We start from the raw sequence: 15,871 nt of genomic DNA on the forward strand, positions 1-15,871 counted from the left end.
GGGAGAATGGCACCGGGCAGGGCCGAACGCAGCACGGGAGAGGGATGTGACGGCGACACCAGCGCAGCCGTACTCGTCGCCGTCGGTGTCGTACGCGCGCGCCCTACGGGACACGCTCACTTTGATGGGGCTGCCGCTCGTCGCGGTGCTGGCGGTGCCCGCGGCCTTCGCGGGCGGTGGCACGCGGCGGTGGTTCGGCGGGCGGGCGGAGAGTCAGCGGGCCGAGGCGCAGGCCGCGAAGGACGCTGCTGCCGCCGCCTTCTACGAACTGGACACCGCGCAGCGGGACCTGCGGATCTCCGTCGAGACGATCATGGCCGTGGACGACTCCCCGGCCGCCCGGCGCGCGGTCTCCGACTTCGAGGCGCTGGGGCGGCGCATCGACGAGGTCTCGCAGCAGTACATCGCGGCCGTGGACGCCCACGATCTGGACCGGGACGACCTGGAGGCGTCGGCCGCCGCGCGGGCGCGTACCGAGCTGAGCGGGGCCAAGGAGGAGCTGGAGCGGGTCAAACGGGAGCTGGAACGGTTCGGCGAGGGGCTCGGGCCGCTGCTCGGCAAGGCGGAGACGCAGCTGGCGCGGGTGGCGCCGGCCGTGGAGCGGGCCCGGCAGGCGCTGCTGGCGGCGACGGGCGCGCTGGACGCCGTACGACGGTCGGGGCTGAAGGCGGATGATCTCGCGGCGCGGCTCGCCGCGCTGTCGCCGGAGCTGACGAAGCTCAATCAGGGGGCCGGGCAGCACGGGGTGGCGCCGACGCTGGAGCGGGCCGAGCGGGTGGCGCGGGAGGCCGAGGCGGTCCGGGCGGAGGCCGAGCGGCTGCCGGAGCGGGCGGCCGAGATCGACCACCGGCTGGTGTCGCTGCGGACCCGCGCGCAGGCGCTGACGACCCGGGCCGGGCAGGTCGAGCCGGTGCTGAGCGAGCTGCGGCGGCGGTTCACGGCGGCCTGCTGGCAGGACTTGCAGCGGGTGCCGGAGCAGGCCGGGGAGAACGTGCGGCAGGCGGAAGGGAAGCTGCGGGAGGCGCAGGGCGCGCGGGACGGGCAGCGGTGGGCGGACGCGACGGCGCTGCTGTCGACGGTGCGGGCGCTGCTGAACGCGACGGACGAGGCCGTGTCGGCCGCCGGTGACCGGCTGCGGCGGCTGAACGCGGTGCAGAAGGATCCGCGGCAGGAGGTCGAGCGCACCCGGTTCGCGATCCGGGACGCGCAGCGGCTGGCCATGACGGGCCGTGCGACGCCGGATCCGCGGCACGCCCGGCCGCTGGACGACGCGGTGGCGCGGCTGGACCGGGCGGTCGCCGGTCTGGAGGGCCGGCATCCCGACTACTGGCGCTTTTTGTCCGAGACGGAGGCGGTGCGGCAGTCGGTGGCCGGGGTGGTGGCGCAGATCCGTGAGGAGCGGGGCCATCATGCCGGTTAGTCTTTCGGCATGCCTCGCTATGAGTTTCGGTGCCGTACCTGTGGTGACACCTTCGAGCTGAGCCGGCCTATGGCGGAGTCGTCCGCGCCGGCGGCGTGCCCTGCCGGGCATGACGACACGGTGAAGTTGTTGTCGACGGTGGCGGTGGGCGGTTCGGCCTCGGCGCCGGCGCCCGCCCCTCGCGCGGGGGGCGGGGGCGGTTGCTGCGGCGGAGGGTGCTGCGGCTGAGCGGGCGGTGCATGGCCGTCCGCGGCCGCGTGGGGGTTGATCGCGCAGCTCCGCGCTCCCCTCAGGGGCGCGTTGCCGTGCGCGTCGCCTTCAGGAACTCCCGCAGGATGCGCTCCCCCGCGAGTACCCCCCGCTCCGGCAGTGCCGTGATCTGCGGGGCCGTCCAGCCGTCGTCGGCCAGTTCGCCGTGGCCGGGGCGCCAGCCCCGGTCGGCGGCCAGCAGGAGGTCGGCGTCCAGCAGGGAGTCGCCGGCGGCCAGGGTGAGGTCGGCGCCGGTGCGGCGGGCGACCTCGCGTACCGCCGCGCTCTTGGTCAGCGGCCCCGGGACGGCGTAGATCTTGCGGCCCTGCAGGGACACCGTCCAGCCGCGGGGTTCGGCCCAGGCGGCGAGTTCCTTCACCCACTCCTCGGGCAGCAGCTCGCGCTCCACGACGAGGTAGGCGAAGAGGTCCTCGGCACTGCGGTGCTTGCGTACCCACACCGGGTCCGCGGTGCGCATCAGGTGGTCCTGGATCTCGGCGAGCGGCGCGCACTCGTCGGTGAGCCGTGCCTGCACGGCCGCGTGCCAGTCCGCGTCGCTCACGCCGTCGACCAGCAGATGGCCGCCGTTGGCGCAGATCGCGTAGGCCGGGGGCGGTCCGGGCAGGTTGATGCGCTGGTACTGCTTGCGGGTGCGGGTGGTCGTCGGGACGAAGACGGCCGTGTCGCCGAGTTCGGTCAGCATCCGGGCCGCCGTCTCCGTCAGGTACGACAGCGGCTTGCTCTCGTGCACCTCCACGCACAGCAGGCGGGGCGCCCGCGCGTCGGGCATGGTCAGGGCGAGGGCGGCCGCGGAGTAGATCAGCGTGCGGTCGAGGTCGCTCGCCACCAGGACCGGCATCACCGGGTCACCGCCTTGCCGTCGGCGCCGGTCGCGCCGCGCGTGTACTGGGGGTGGATCAGGCCGACGCAGGTGTAGGGGAGTTCGGCGGCCTCCTCGACGGGGACGCCGCGCTGCTGGGCGAGCAGCCGGACGTGGTCGAGGTCGGCGCCCGCTCCGGCGCGGGCGAGGATCTTCCACGGCACCCGGCGCAGCAGCACCCGGGTGGTCTCGCCGACGCCGGGCTTGACGAGGTTGACGTCGTGGATGCCGTACTCCTCACTGATGCGTTCGACGGCGGCCCACCCCGCCCAGGTGGGGGTGCGGTCGGCGGCGAGCAGTTCCTTGACGGCCGCGTCGACGGGGTCGGCGACTTCGGGGAAGCGGGCGGCGACGGCGTCGAGGAAGGCGTTCGAGAGGTCGACGCCGGCGAGTTCGCGGTAGAACTTCGCGCCGTGGAAGTCGTGCGGGCCGACCAGGTCGGCGCGCAGCACGGTGCGGGAGATCAGGCCGGAGACGGTGGAGTTGAGGCAGGCGGAGGGGATGAGGAAGTCCTCGCGGGTGCCGTAGGTGCGCACGCAGGAGCCGGGGTCGGCGAGGACGGCGATCTCCGGGTCGAAGCCGGTGGTTCCCTCCTGCTCCTCGAACTGGGCGACGGCCTGGGCGAGTTCGCGGGTGATGGCGCCCTTGCCGGTCCAGCCGTCGACGAAGACGACGTCGGCGGGGTCGTGGTGGGCGGCCAGCCAGCGCAGGGCGTTGGCGTCGATGCCGCGGCCGCGCACGATGGACACGGCGTAGTGCGGCAGGTCGAGGCCGTGCCGGTACTGGGCCCAGCGGCGCATGAGGATGCCGACGGGGGTGCCGGCGCGGGCGAGGGAGACCAGGACGGGGCGGGGGGACCGTTCGGCGATGACCGTTTCGGTGACGACGCCGGCGGCGTGCGCGATGCGGGCCGCGGAGACGTCGAGGGCCTGGTGGAAGAGGTCCTGGTACTGCTCGCTGGGCTGGTACTCCACCGGCAGCGACTCGGCGTAGTGGGCGCCGCCGCTCTGGATGGCCTCCTCGCGCTCCTCGGTGGGCGCCTCCAGCGTGACGTCCGAGAGGTCCTGCAGCAGCCAGCCGACCTCTTCGGGCGCATAGGAGGAGAAGGCGGGGCCACGGAGTGGCTCGGGCAGCATGGCGGGCCTTTCGGGGGCGGGCGCGGGCGCGGGGACGTACGACGGTACGGCCGTGAGGATCACGTGCGGGGTGTGCGCGGCGAGCCGGTCGAGCAGTCCGCCGGGGGCGTGCAGCGCGTCGGTGTCGCCGGCGGAGTCGACGACGGCGACGACGGCGTCGAAGCCGGCGCCGGCCACGTTGTAGGCGTAGCGCTCGCCGGGGCCGTCGGCGGGGTCGTCGTGGGCGGGGAAGACCAGGCGGGTGCGGATGGCGTAGCCGGGGTCGTCGACGGCGAGGACGGGTGAGCGGGTGGTGGTCGAGAAGCGGAGCTGCGCCGAGGGCAGCAGCTGTTCCAGTGCGCGGGCGAGCCTGAGCGGGGCGTACATCAGCTCTTCGGTGCCGAGGACGAGGACGCGGTGCGCATCGGGGGGCAGTGCTTCGGCCAGGCGGGCGGCCATCGCCGGCAGTGCGGCTTCCAGGCGGGCTCGGTGGGCGGGGGTGAAGCCGTGGCGGCCGCCGTCCGGGAGGCCCCGGGGCCAGTGCAGATCGACGCGGGTGGTTCGGTCGTCGTCAGGATGCGGGTGCGGGGTGGCTGGTCGCGCCCCCGCGGCGGAGCCGCATGGGTCACCGCCCCGCGCCCCCGGGGCGGCGTCCTCGTACGTCGCTACAAGGTCCCGTCCCTTTTCCAGCACGCCCTCCGGCAGCCTTACGGTGCCCGAGGCCGCCGCCACCAGGTCCACCCTCGCGTCGATCTCCCGCGCGAAGTCCTCCAGCCGCCCGGTGTCCTCCGGGGAGCGCATGTCCACCAGGGCGACGACGACGTATCGCCGTCTCGGGTAGCGCGCGTGGAGATCGCGGATCGTGTTCAGGACCGTGTTGCCCGTGGAGAACTCGTCGTCCACCAGGACCAGTGGGCCCTCGCCCGCGAGCAGGGCCGGGTTCTCGGGGAGCAGGAGGTGGGTGGTGGCGTGGGAGTGGGACTCCTCGAAGCCGCCGGCCGGGGCGACGCCGGGTACCGGGCGGCGGGTGGAGTGCAGATAGGGGGCGGTGCCGAGGCCGTCGGCGACGCAGTGGCCGAGTCCGGTGGCCGTCTCGGCGTAGCCGAGGACGGCCGCGCGGGCCGCCTCCTCGGCTCCGAGCAGTTCCCGGACCCTGCGGCCGAGCGCCAGGCCGTAGCCGTGGACGACGGACGGTGACTGCGGGACGTGCTTGCCGAGCACGTGGGACACGAGCAGGTGCGCGCGTTTGGGGTTGCGGCGCAGCGCGAGTCCCAGCAGCTCGGTGAGCTCGTCGTCGCCGGCGAGTTCGACGCCGAGCCGCTCGGCGACCCAGGTGCCGGTCCAGACCCCGTTGTTCACTGCGTTCCTCATCCGTCCGTGTGTCCTCAGCCGGGTATGCCGGCGGCGAGCAGTTCCACGAAGCTGACGCCCTCGTCGGCGACGCCGAAGACCTCGGCGCGCAGCAGGGTCCGCTCGGCCCAGGCGCGGTGCGGCTTCACTTCGTTCATCTTGTTGGTGTACGCCGACCTCAGGACGCCGCCGCCGCCGCGTTCGGGCTTCAGGATGTCCTGGGCGTCGCTGTACTCCTCGTGGCTGACGACGGACAGCGCGTGTACGGGCAGCACGTGGGAGGGGTGGATGCAGGTCTTGCCGAGCAGGCCGTTGGCCTGGTCCAGGGAGATCTCCCGCAGCAGTCCGTCCATGGCGTGCTCGATCAGTCTCTCGCGCAGTTCGACGGCCTGCCCCTCCAGGAAGGGGCTGGTGCGCAGCATCGGCTTGAACATGCGTTCGGAGACGCGGAAGTACTCCCAGACGGGGCCGGTGACGGTGAAGCCGGTGCCGTCGGCGCGGCCCAGCATGTTCACGACGTCGCCGATGACGGAGGCGACGATCTGGACGTCGTAGGCGGTCATGTCGGGGGCGCGGCGCAGGCCGTAGGAGGAGCAGAAGTCGGTGACGCCGAGGCGCACGGCGAGGACGCGGTCGCGGAACTTGTCGACGGCGCGGAAGATGCCCTCGAGGGTCTGGACGCGCGACTCGCGGTACAGCAGCTCGGGGGATTCCAGGACCGGCATGGCGAACAGGCGGCGGCCGCAGTCGGCCTCGGCGGTGGTGAGGGCCTCCAGGAAGGGGACGCCGCGTTCCTCGGTGAACTTGGGCAGCACGAATCCGGACAGCAGGCGCGCGGTTTCGCCGAGGCGGCGCACCAGGTCGGGGATCTGCCGGGGGGTGCGGACCCGGATGAACAGCAGGGGCCGGTCGGTGTGCGGGAGGGAGGCGAGGCCGGCGAACTGGCGGACGAGGTTGTCCTCGCCGTGGGCGACGTCCTCGTCGCCGATGGAGTCCTCCAGGCACAGCACCATCGACACGACTCCGCGCGCGGCCTGCTTGACGATGTCGTCGGCCAGGTGGGGGCGGGTCGCCGGGCTGTACAGGGTGGCGCCGAGGGCCACGGAGAGCAGCCGGGCCGGGGAGTCGGTGGTGAACTCGCAGGGCTGGCGGTGGAAGAGGCGCTCTCGCACCTGAGGGGCGATGTGCCCGAAATGACGCATGTATCTCCCCCGGGGCGCAAGGTCTGGCCTGTGGTTGCGGTAAAAGGTGGCCGGTAATAGTACGTACGGGCCCATGTCCGGGGTTCCCGCGGGGCATGAATTTCCGGTAACGCGCCCGAGGCAGCGCTGTGTCGGCGCGGGAGAGCCCCGCTGGGGCACGGGGTGCCCCCGCATTGTCGTGGACAGGACCCAGAAGGCAGGATGACGGCATGACGCACGCGATGCTGAAGGGGTCGAACGTCCCGGTCGAGGCCACGACGGTCCGTGCCGTGCTGCGCTGGTCGCCGGGGCAGGACGTGCCGGACGTGGACGCCTCGGCGCTGCTGCTGGGCTCCGGCGGCCGGGTGCGCTCGGACGAGGACTTCGTGTTCTACAACCAGCCCCGGCATCCGTCGGGGGCGGTGTGGCGGCTGGGCAAGAAGCGGCTGGCCGAGGGCCTGACGGACACGATCCAGACGGACCTCACGGGGGTGGAGGCGGCGGTTTCGCGCATCGTGCTGGTCGCCTCGGCGGACGGGGTCGCCTTCGACCGTGTGCGGGATCTGAGCATCCTGCTGTACGACGCCGCCGCGGCGGACGGCCAGGCGCTTGCGTCCTTCACGATCCGGCCGGAGACCGGTGAGGAGACGGCGCTGATCTGCGGGGAGCTGTACCGGCGGGGCGACGGCTGGAAGTTCCGCGCTCTCGGCGAGGGCTACTCCAACGGTCTGAAGGGCCTGGCGACGGACTTCGGCATCTCGGTGGACGAGTCGGAGGAGCCGGCCGGGGACCAGCCGGCGGCCACCGCGCCGTCCGCCCAGCCCCTGCCTCCGGAAACGCCGTCGGCGGTGCCGACCCAGCCGGGCTACGGCTATCCCCAGCAGATGCCGCCCACGGCCCCGCTGCAGCCGGCGTACGGCTTTCCGCACGCGGGGACCGGGCCGGCGTACGGCTATCCCCAGGCGGTGGACGGCTACGGCTACCCGCAGCCGGTGACCGCCGCCCCGGACCCGGACTTCCGTCTGCCGCCGATGGGCCCGCAGTTCATCGGGCGGTGACGTCGCCGGGCTACCGTTCGGCCTTGGCCTTGTAGCCCCTGCCCCACTGCAGCCCCCAGCCGTACAGCCGGTCGATCTCGCCCTGGAAGCCGTACACGAACTTCACCTCGCGCCGGACGACCAGCTCCCCCTTCACGTTCTCGATCATCACCACCGCGCAGGAGCGGGCCTGCGGGTGCCGTTCGTCGAGCCCGATCTCGATCCGCGGCCCGTTGCTGGGGTACAGCGTGACGATGGCGTGCGTACGGTCGAACGCCGGCGTCTGGTCGTAGATGTAGACGAAGACCAGCAGCCGTTTGATGTTCTCCCGGTGGTCGAGGTTGACGTACATCGTCTCCCCCGATCCGGACCCGAACCGGTCGTCGCCGCTGAGTTTGACGTACGGCGGTGCGTTGACGTCGCCGAGATAGCCGCCCAGCGGCTGCACGACCCCCTTCGTGCCGTCGGTCAGCTCGTACAGGCAGCCCAGGTCGAGGTCGACGTTGACCATGGACTGGCTGTGTTCGAGCACCTCCGGCGGCTTGAGCGCCCGGAAGGGATGGCGCAGCAGGCTTTCGCGCTGTGAGCCGCCGATGTCGGAGGTGCGCATCCGCCAGGCCAGGTTGATCCGCAGGTTGCCGGTGGCCGCGCCCTGCTTGGTGAGGGAGACCTGGCGGTGCCGTTTGGTCAGCTCGATGGAGTTGGTCGCGGCGTTGCCGGAGTCGAAGTCGGCGGCACGTCCGCCGAGCAGCCCGTCGAAGAGTCCCATTTCCCGCCCCCAGGTGTCACAGCACAGACCGGCGGGACGGCTGCGCGCAGGAGTCGTCCTGCGCAGCCGCCCCGCCGTGAAGCGTTCCCTCGCCGGGGAGGTGGTCACACCCCGGAGGGGACCTGCGTCTTGTCGTCGGAGCCCGCGTCTCCCCCGGCCGCCGCGAGCGCCTTGTTGCGGCGCACGGAGGACCAGAACGACCAGGCGATCAGGACGACGCCGACGAGACCGGTGATGACCTCGTTGATCTCGTACTGGATGGTGACCATGAGGATCACGGCGAGGGCGCCGATCGCGTAGTGGGCGCCGTGCTCCAGGTAGACGTAGTCGTCGAGGGTGCCCTGGCGGACCAGGTAGACGGTGAGCGAGCGGACGTACATCGCGCCGATGCCGAGACCGAGGGCCATCAGGACGATGTCGTTGGTGATGGCGAACGCGCCGATCACGCCGTCGAAGGAGAAGGACGCGTCCAGGACCTCGAGGTAGAGGAACATGAAGAACGCGGCCTGACCGGCCAGTTTCACCGCGTTGCGCGGCTTGCCGGTGCGTTCGGCCTCTTCCTCCTCCTCGTGCTCGCGTTCCTCGTCCGCTTCCAGTTTGTCCTCGAAGTAGCCGGACAGACCGCCGACGATCATGTAGGTGATCAGGCCGGCGATACCGGCGATCAGGACCGTCTGCCCCTTGTCGGCGTGGGCGCCGCCGTGCTGGTGGGCGTGGCTGGCGAAGGTGAAGGAGGTGATCAGCAGGACGATCAGGGAGATGCAGACCGACAGCATGTCGACCTTGCCGAGCTTGGCCAGCGGCCGCTCGATCCAGCGCAGCCACTGGATGTCCCGGTCCTCGAAGATGAAGTCGAGGAAGATCATCAGCAGGAACATGCCACCGAACGCGGCGATCGCCGGGTGGGCGTCGGTGACCAGCTGCTGGTAGCGGTCCTTGTTGTTGAGCGCGAGGTCGACCGCCTCGATCGGGCCCATCTTGGCGGTGATCGCGACGATCACGACCGGGAAGACCAGGCGCATGCCGAAGACCGCGATGAGGACGCCGACGGTGAGGAAGATCTTCTGCCAGAAGGCGGACATCTTCTTCAGGATGCCCGCGTTCACCACCGCGTTGTCGAAGGACAGCGAGATCTCCAGGACGGCCAGGATCGCCACGATGCCGAAGGCGGTCCACCCCCCGTAGAACGCCGCCGCGACCAGGCCGAGCGCGGTGACCGCGAACGACCAGCCGAAGGTTTTCAGAAGCACTGGCTACCCAATCCTGTGTCCGGGGGTCCCCCCGAGCGAGGCGAAGGGGGGAGCATCAGCTCCCCGCGCCGCACTCGGCTTTACGAAACGTTGACCCCGAAGTCTAGAGCGATGCCGCGCAGTCCCGACGCGTACCCCTGCCCCACGGCCCGGAACTTCCATTCGCCCTGGTAGCGATAGAGCTCGCCGAAGATCATGGCCGTCTCGGTGGAGGCGTCCTCGCTCAGGTCGTAGCGGGCGAGCTCCTGGCCGTCGGCCTGGTTGACGACGCGGATGAAGGCGTTGGCGACCTGGCCGAAGGTCTGGCCGCGCTCGTCGGCCATGTGGATGGAGACCGGGAAGACGATCTTCTCGCAGTGCGCCGGCACCTTCGACAGGTCGACCAGGACCGACTCGTCGTCGCCCTCGCCCTCACCGGTGAGGTTGTCGCCGGTGTGCTCCACCGAGCCGTCCGGGCTCTTGAGCTGGTTGTAGAAGACGAACCACTCGTCGCCCAGGACCCGGTTGCCGGCGCCGCACAGCAGGGCGCTGGCGTCGAGGTCGAACGGTGCGCCGGTGGTGGAGCGCGCGTCCCAGCCGAGCCCGACCATGATGTGGGTGAGGTTCGGTGCGGCCTTGGACAGGGAGACGTTGCCCCCCTTGGCGAGCGTGACGCCCATGATGCTGGTCCTCCCCTGGTGAAGCCTGTGTGGTTGTCCTGCGCGTCCGGCGCCGCGCGTCGCGCGGCGCCGGACGGTGACGTTCAGGCGGTGGGCCCGCGGCTCAGACGTTCACGCCGAAGTCCTGCGCGATGCCGCGCAGACCCGAGGCGTAGCCCTGGCCGATGGCACGGAACTTCCACTCCGCGCCGTGCCGGTAGAGCTCGCCGAAGACCATCGCCGTCTCGGTGGAGGCGTCCTCGCTCAGGTCGTAACGGGCGATCTCCTGCTCGCCCGCCTGGTTGACGACGCGGATGAAGGCGTTGCGGACCTGGCCGAAGGACTGCTGGCGGTTCTCGGCGTCGTAGATCGAGACCGGGAAGACGATCTTCTCGACGTCCGCCGGGACGGCGGCGAGGTTGATCTTGATCTGTTCGTCGTCACCCTCGCCCTCACCGGTGATGTTGTCGCCCGTGTGCTCCACGGAGCCGTCCGGGCTCTTGAGGTTGTTGAAGAAGACGAAGTGCTGGTCGCTGGCGACCTTGCCCGAGTTGTTCAGCAGCAGCGCGCTGGCGTCGAGGTCGAAGTCGGTGCCGGTGGTGGTGCGCACGTCCCAGCCCAGACCGACGATGACCGCGGTCAGGCCCGGGGCCTCCTTCGTCAGCGATACGTTGCCGCCCTTGCTGAGGCTGACTCCCACGAGTCCTCCATTGGTGTCCGGGGGCGGGGAGCCCCGTAGTGCTGTGTCATCGGATCAACGAACCGATCCTAGTAACGGGTTCCCGCACCCCGCAGGCCCTGGAGCGCAACAATCGCCGGGTGTCGGCCCGGATCAGAGGGTGTCGAGGGCCTTGACGTACTCGTTCAGGTCCCGGGCGTCGGGCAGGGCGTTGACGACGCTCCAGCGCACGACGCCCTCCTGGTCGATGACGAAGGTGCCGCGCACCGCGCAGCCCTTGTCCTCGGCGAAGACGCCGTAGGCGCGGGAGACCTCGCCGTGCGGCCAGAAGTCGCTGAGCAGCGGGTACTCCAGGCCTTCCTGCTCGGCGAAGACGCGCAGGGTGTGGATGGAGTCGTTGGAGACGGCGAGCACCTGGGTGTCGCGGCCGGAGAACTGCGGCAGATGGTCGCGGACCTCGCACAGCTCACCCGTGCACACGCCGGTGAAGGCGAACGGGTAGAAGATCAGGACGACGTTCTTGGTGCCGCGGAAGTCGGACAGCTTCACGGTCCGGCCGTGGTTGTCCTTCAGCTCGAAATCGGGGGCCTTGTCGCCGACCTGGATCGCCATCGTCGTTACGTCCCTTTCGGTGCGCTGTTCGGGTGAGAACGCTCGGTACCACCCTACGAGGCGATCACCGGGGGACGACGGCAGGCCTGCGGACGGCGGCAGGCCGACGGGCGGGCCGGCGTCGGCCGGCCCGCCCGGGCATCTGGGTCACCGCTTCGACTTGGCCGCCTTCGGCGTCGCCAGCCGGCTGCCGCTCCAGTCCTTGCCCACGCTGACGCTCTTGGACGCCGTCAGCCCCGCCGTGGTGGCGGCCTCCGAGATGTCGCTGGGTTCGACGTATCCCGAACGGCCGGTCTTCGGCGTGAGGAGCAGGATCGCCCCGCCCTCCTCGATGTACGTGGTGGCATCCACCAGCGCATCCGTCAGGTCGCCGTCGTCGTCACGGAACCACAGCACAACGGCGTCGGCCACGTCGTCGTAGTCCTCGTCCATCAGGTCGCCCTCGATGGCTTCCTCGATGGCCTCGCGGAGCTCCTGGTCGACATCGTCGTCGTAGCCGATCTCCTGGACCACCTGCCCGGGCTGGAACCCCAGCCTGCCGGCAGGGTTCGTCCGCTCCTCCGCGTGGTCCGCGGTCGCGCTCACGGGTTGCCTCCTGATCATGTCTTGGATGGGGTGCCCCCTGCTCCTCAAGAGCTCGGGGGATTCTCAGCCACGCGCGTGCGCGAAGCATTGGCCGTAGTCCACACGGGCGGGACGGATCGCGCAAGTACCCGGCGGTTCGGACCGCCGAAACGGTGACGTTCCTGGCCGTGTCGCCGCAACTTACGGCACAGGATCTCAGACCGGGGTGATGCACACCACACCTTTCTGCCCCCTTTGGGCGTTTGGGAACCACGTGTGGGTACGAGACTCGAATGAGTTTCCCACCCCGGCCGGCCTGTGGATTACCTCGCGGTAGTGACAGCGCCGGAGATGACGTGCGCCCCACCCGGGGTGGACGATGGGGTCGGCGGCAACACGGCCCTTTGGACAGGTCCTTTTCGACAGGTCCCCTCGACAGGTAAGGATCAGCGTGGCTTCCGGATCCGATCGCACCCCGATCATCATTGGCGGCCTTCCGAGTCAGGTCCCCGACTTCGACCCCGAAGAGACGCAGGAGTGGCTCGACTCGCTCGACGCCGCCATCGACGAGCGCGGCCGGGAGCGGGCGCGCTATCTGATGCTGCGGCTCATCGAGCGGGCCCGCGAGAAGCGCGTGTCCGTGCCCGAGATGCGCAGCACGGACTACGTCAACACGATCGCCACCAAGGACGAGCCGTTCTTCCCGGGCAACGAGGAGATCGAGCGCAAGGTCCTCAACGCCACCCGGTGGAACGCGGCCGTGATGGTCTCGCGCGCCCAGCGCCCGGGCATCGGCGTCGGCGGGCACATCGCCACGTTCGCCTCCTCCGCCTCGCTGTACGACGTGGGCTTCAACCACTTCTTCCGCGGCAAGGACGAGGGCGACGGCGGCGACCAGGTCTTCTTCCAGGGGCACGCCTCGCCGGGCATCTACGCGCGCGCCTACCTGCTCGACCGGCTCACCGCGGACCAGCTGGACGGCTTCCGCCAGGAGAAGTCGAAGTACCCGAACGCCCTGTCCAGCTACCCGCACCCGCGCTCGATGCCGGACTTCTGGGAGTTCCCGACGGTCTCCATGGGCCTCGGCCCGATCGGCGCGATCTACCAGGCGCGGATGAACCGCTACATGGAGGCGCGCGGCATCGCCGACACCTCCAAGTCGCACGTGTGGGCGTTCCTCGGCGACGGCGAGATGGACGAGCCGGAGTCGCTGGGCCAGCTGTCCATCGCCGCGCGTGAGGGCCTGGACAACCTGACCTTCGTGGTGAACTGCAACCTGCAGCGCCTGGACGGTCCCGTGCGCGGCAACGGCAAGATCATCCAGGAGCTGGAGTCGGTCTTCCGGGGCGCGGGCTGGAACGTGATCAAGCTGATCTGGGACCGCACCTGGGACCCGCTGCTCGCCCAGGACCGCGACGGCGTGCTGGTCAACCGGATGAACACGACCCCGGACGGGCAGTTCCAGACGTACGCCACCGAGTCGGGCGCGTACATCCGCGACCACTTCTTCGGTGACGACCACCGGCTGCGCGCCATGGTCGAGAACATGACCGACGACCAGATCCTGCACCTGGGCCGCGGCGGCCACGACCACCGCAAGATCTACGCGGCGTTCAAGGCGGCCAAGGAGCACAAGGGCCAGCCGACGGTCATCCTGGCCAAGACGGTCAAGGGCTGGACGCTGGGCCCGAACTTCGAGGGCCGCAACGCCACGCACCAGATGAAGAAGCTCACGGTCGACGACCTCAAGGGCTTCCGCGACCGGCTGCACCTGCCGATCTCCGACAAGGAACTGGAGAGCGGTCTCCCGCCGTACTACCACCCGGGGCGGGACACCGAGGAGATCCAGTACATGCACGACCGGCGCAAGTCGCTCGGCGGGTACGTCCCGACCCGGGTCGTACGCTCCGAGCCGCTCGCACTGCCGGACGACAAGACGTACGCGACCGTGAAGAAGGGTTCGGGTCAGCAGTCGATCGCCACGACCATGGCGTTCGTACGACTGCTCAAGGACCTCATGCGGGACAAGGAGCTCGGCAAGCGGTTCGTGCTGATCGCGCCGGACGAGTACCGCACGTTCGGCATGGACTCCTTCTTCCCGAGTGCGAAGATCTACAACCCGCTCGGCCAGCAGTACGAGTCGGTGGACCGCGAGCTGCTGCTCGCCTACAAGGAGTCGCCGACCGGCCAGATGCTGCACGACGGCATCTCGGAGGCGGGCTGCACGGCGTCGCTGATCGCGGCGGGCTCGGCGTACGCCACGCACGGCGAGCCGCTGATCCCGGTCTACGTCTTCTACTCGATGTTCGGTTTCCAGCGCACCGGCGACCAGTTCTGGCAGATGGCCGACCAGCTGGCGCGCGGTTTCGTCCTGGGCGCGACCGCGGGACGGACGACCCTCACCGGTGAGGGTCTGCAGCACGCGGACGGCCACTCCCAGCTGCTCGCCTCGACGAACCCGGCGTGCGTGGCGTACGACCCGGCCTTCGGGTTCGAGATCGCGCACATCGTCAAGGACGGGCTGCGCCGGATGTACGGCGCCTCCGAGGAGCACCCGCACGGCGAGGACGTCTTCTACTACCTCACCGTCTACAACGAGCCCATCCGGCATCCGGCCGAGCCGGAGAACGTGGACGCCGAGGGCATCGTCAAGGGCATCCACCGGTTCGCCGAGGGGACGGCCGGCTCGATCCCGGCGCAGATCATGGCCTCCGGTGTGGCGGTGCCGTGGGCGATCGAGGCGCAGAAGATCCTCGGCGAGCAGTGGGACGTCAAGGCCGACGTGTGGTCGGCTACCTCCTGGAACGAGCTGCGGCGTGAGGCGGTGGCCTGCGAGGAGCACAACCTGCTGCACCCGGAGGAGGAGCAGCGCGTGCCGTACGTGACGCGCAAGCTGTCCGGGGCGCAGGGTCCGTTCGTGGCCGTCTCCGACTGGATGCGGTCGGTGCCGGACCAGATCGCGCGGTGGGTGCCGGGCACCTACCAGTCGCTCGGCGCGGACGGGTTCGGCTTCGCGGACACCCGGGGCGCGGCCCGGCGGTTCTTCCACATCGACGCGCAGTCGATCGTGGTGGCCGTGCTGACCGAACTGGCGCGTGAGGGCAAGATCGACCGGTCGGTGCTCAAGCAAGCCGTCGACCGGTACCAGCTGCTCGACGTCACGGCGGCGGACCCGGGCGCGGCGGGCGGCGACGCGTAACCTCGCGGGCCCCAAGAGGGCCTGCCGGGTCCTGAGGACGGTTTCCGGGGCGGTGGAGCTCGAGTCTCCACCGCCCCGGTCCGTTCTTTACGATGCGGTGCATGGACGCACAATCGGCGCAGGTCCGCCGGGCCCGCCAGGCCCACTGGGAGCAGCGCACCCAGCGGCCGCTGCTGGCGCTCGCCGTGCTGTTCGCCGTCGCCTACGCCGTGCCCATCGTGGACAGTTCGGCCGAGCGGCCGGTGATCGTCGCCTGCACGGTGGCCGAGTGGGTGGTGTGGGGGGCGTTCGCCACGGACTATCTCGTCCGGCTGGCGCTCGCCCCGGCCCGGCTGCCGTTCGTGCGCAGGCACTGGCTGGATCTGTGCGCGGTGGTGGTGCCGGTGCTGCAGCCGCTGCGGCTGCTGCGGATCGTGGCGACGCTGCTGCTGGTGGGGCGGCGGGCGCGGATGGCGAACCAGATCCGGCTCACGACGTATGTCGTCGGGGCGGTCGTCGGGCTGCTGATGTTCGGGTCGCTTGCGGTGCTGTCGGTGGAGCGGTCGGCTCCGCACGGGAACATCCGGACGCTGGGTGACGCGCTGTGGTGGTCGTTCACGACGATGACGACCGTGGGGTACGGCGACCACGCGCCGACGACCGGGCTCGGCAGGCTGATCGCGGTCGGGCTGATGCTGTCCGGGATCGCGCTGCTGGGTGTGGTGACGGCGAACATCGCGGCGTGGTTCATCGCCCGGTTCGAGAAGGACGACGTGGAGGAGCGGCGCCAGACGGAGGCGATCGAGTCCCTGACCCGGGAGGTCCGCGCACTGCGGGCCGAGGTCGCGCAGCTGCGGGCGCCGTCGGGGCGGGGATGACCATGTGACCGTGGCCGTGCCCCGTGCCCGTGCGCGTGCGCGTGCGCGTGCGCGCAAGGGTGGGCCCCCGG

14 protein-coding genes are annotated in these 15,871 nt (G+C 70.8%); 5 read left to right on the top strand and 9 right to left on the bottom strand.

What is annotated here, in order from left to right:
• Nucleotides 1-46 precede the first annotated feature (46 nt).
• Both AC0B9F_RS02710 and AC0B9F_RS02715 read left to right on the top strand, forming a co-directional pair.
• Entirely contained in the window at nucleotides 47-1,420 is a 1,374-nt protein-coding gene (locus AC0B9F_RS02710) for a hypothetical protein (protein ID WP_471998402.1), read from the top strand.
• Between the two features lie 9 nt (nucleotides 1,421-1,429).
• Entirely contained in the window at nucleotides 1,430-1,648 is a 219-nt protein-coding gene (locus AC0B9F_RS02715) for an FmdB family zinc ribbon protein (protein ID WP_471998403.1), read from the top strand.
• Nucleotides 1,649-1,709: 61 nt separating this feature from the next.
• Here AC0B9F_RS02715 and AC0B9F_RS02720 read toward each other — a convergent pair whose 3' ends face one another.
• The 3 genes from AC0B9F_RS02720 to AC0B9F_RS02730 are packed head-to-tail and all read right to left on the bottom strand — an operon-like array spanning nucleotide 1,710 to nucleotide 6,216.
• Complete coding sequence (locus AC0B9F_RS02720) at nucleotides 1,710-2,528, bottom strand: HAD family hydrolase (RefSeq protein WP_471998404.1); 819 nt, start codon at nucleotides 2,526-2,528, stop codon at nucleotides 1,710-1,712.
• Nucleotides 2,528-5,035: a phosphoribosyltransferase gene (locus AC0B9F_RS02725; RefSeq protein ID WP_471998405.1), complete on the bottom strand. Its 2,508-nt coding sequence runs from the start codon at nucleotides 5,033-5,035 to the stop codon at nucleotides 2,528-2,530. Before AC0B9F_RS02725 ends, AC0B9F_RS02720 begins: the two co-directional genes overlap by 1 nt.
• A 14-nt stretch (nucleotides 5,036-5,049) precedes the next feature.
• Nucleotides 5,050-6,216, bottom strand: a complete 1,167-nt coding sequence (locus AC0B9F_RS02730; protein ID WP_471998406.1) for an HpcH/HpaI aldolase/citrate lyase family protein — start codon at nucleotides 6,214-6,216, stop codon at nucleotides 5,050-5,052.
• 209 nt (nucleotides 6,217-6,425) lie between these two features.
• Here AC0B9F_RS02730 and AC0B9F_RS02735 point away from each other — a divergent pair, with 209 nt between their 5' ends.
• Nucleotides 6,426-7,253, top strand: coding sequence for a TerD family protein (locus tag AC0B9F_RS02735; protein ID WP_471998407.1), 828 nt, complete (start codon nucleotides 6,426-6,428; stop codon nucleotides 7,251-7,253).
• A 10-nt stretch (nucleotides 7,254-7,263) separates the two neighbouring features.
• Here AC0B9F_RS02735 and AC0B9F_RS02740 read toward each other — a convergent pair whose 3' ends face one another.
• The 6 genes from AC0B9F_RS02740 to AC0B9F_RS02765 form a co-directional block, all read right to left on the bottom strand.
• A complete protein-coding gene (locus tag AC0B9F_RS02740; protein WP_471998988.1) occupies nucleotides 7,264-8,001 on the bottom strand; it encodes a TerD family protein in 738 nt (245 codons plus the stop codon).
• A gap of 104 nt (nucleotides 8,002-8,105) precedes the next feature.
• Nucleotides 8,106-9,251, bottom strand: a complete 1,146-nt coding sequence (locus AC0B9F_RS02745) for a DUF475 domain-containing protein (protein WP_471998408.1) — start codon at nucleotides 9,249-9,251, stop codon at nucleotides 8,106-8,108.
• An 80-nt stretch (nucleotides 9,252-9,331) separates the two neighbouring features.
• Nucleotides 9,332-9,910 carry a TerD family protein gene (locus tag AC0B9F_RS02750; protein WP_471998409.1) on the bottom strand — a complete coding sequence of 193 codons (579 nt, stop codon included), beginning with the start codon at nucleotides 9,908-9,910 and terminating at the stop codon, nucleotides 9,332-9,334.
• Nucleotides 9,911-10,013: 103 nt separating this feature from the next.
• Nucleotides 10,014-10,589, bottom strand: a complete 576-nt coding sequence (locus AC0B9F_RS02755) for a calcium homeostasis/redox stress adaptation protein (RefSeq protein ID WP_471998410.1) — start codon at nucleotides 10,587-10,589, stop codon at nucleotides 10,014-10,016.
• 132 nt (nucleotides 10,590-10,721) lie between these two features.
• Nucleotides 10,722-11,180, bottom strand: a complete 459-nt coding sequence (locus AC0B9F_RS02760) for a peroxiredoxin (RefSeq protein WP_471998411.1) — start codon at nucleotides 11,178-11,180, stop codon at nucleotides 10,722-10,724.
• A gap of 147 nt (nucleotides 11,181-11,327) precedes the next feature.
• Nucleotides 11,328-11,765 (bottom strand): DUF3052 domain-containing protein, encoded by a 438-nt coding sequence (locus AC0B9F_RS02765; protein WP_361631961.1) that lies wholly within the window; start codon nucleotides 11,763-11,765, stop codon nucleotides 11,328-11,330.
• A 430-nt stretch (nucleotides 11,766-12,195) separates the two neighbouring features.
• On the opposite strand from AC0B9F_RS02765, the gene aceE reads away from it, so the two are divergent.
• On the top strand, nucleotides 12,196-14,943 hold the full coding sequence (aceE, locus tag AC0B9F_RS02770; RefSeq protein ID WP_471998412.1) for a pyruvate dehydrogenase (acetyl-transferring), homodimeric type: 2,748 nt from the start codon (nucleotides 12,196-12,198) through the stop codon (nucleotides 14,941-14,943).
• Nucleotides 14,944-15,044: 101 nt separating this feature from the next.
• Nucleotides 15,045-15,800 (top strand): potassium channel family protein, encoded by a 756-nt coding sequence (locus AC0B9F_RS02775; RefSeq protein ID WP_471998413.1) that lies wholly within the window; start codon nucleotides 15,045-15,047, stop codon nucleotides 15,798-15,800.
• Nucleotides 15,801-15,871 lie beyond the last annotated feature (71 nt).

It is taken from the genome of Streptomyces sp. NPDC097129, from assembly GCF_055668065.1.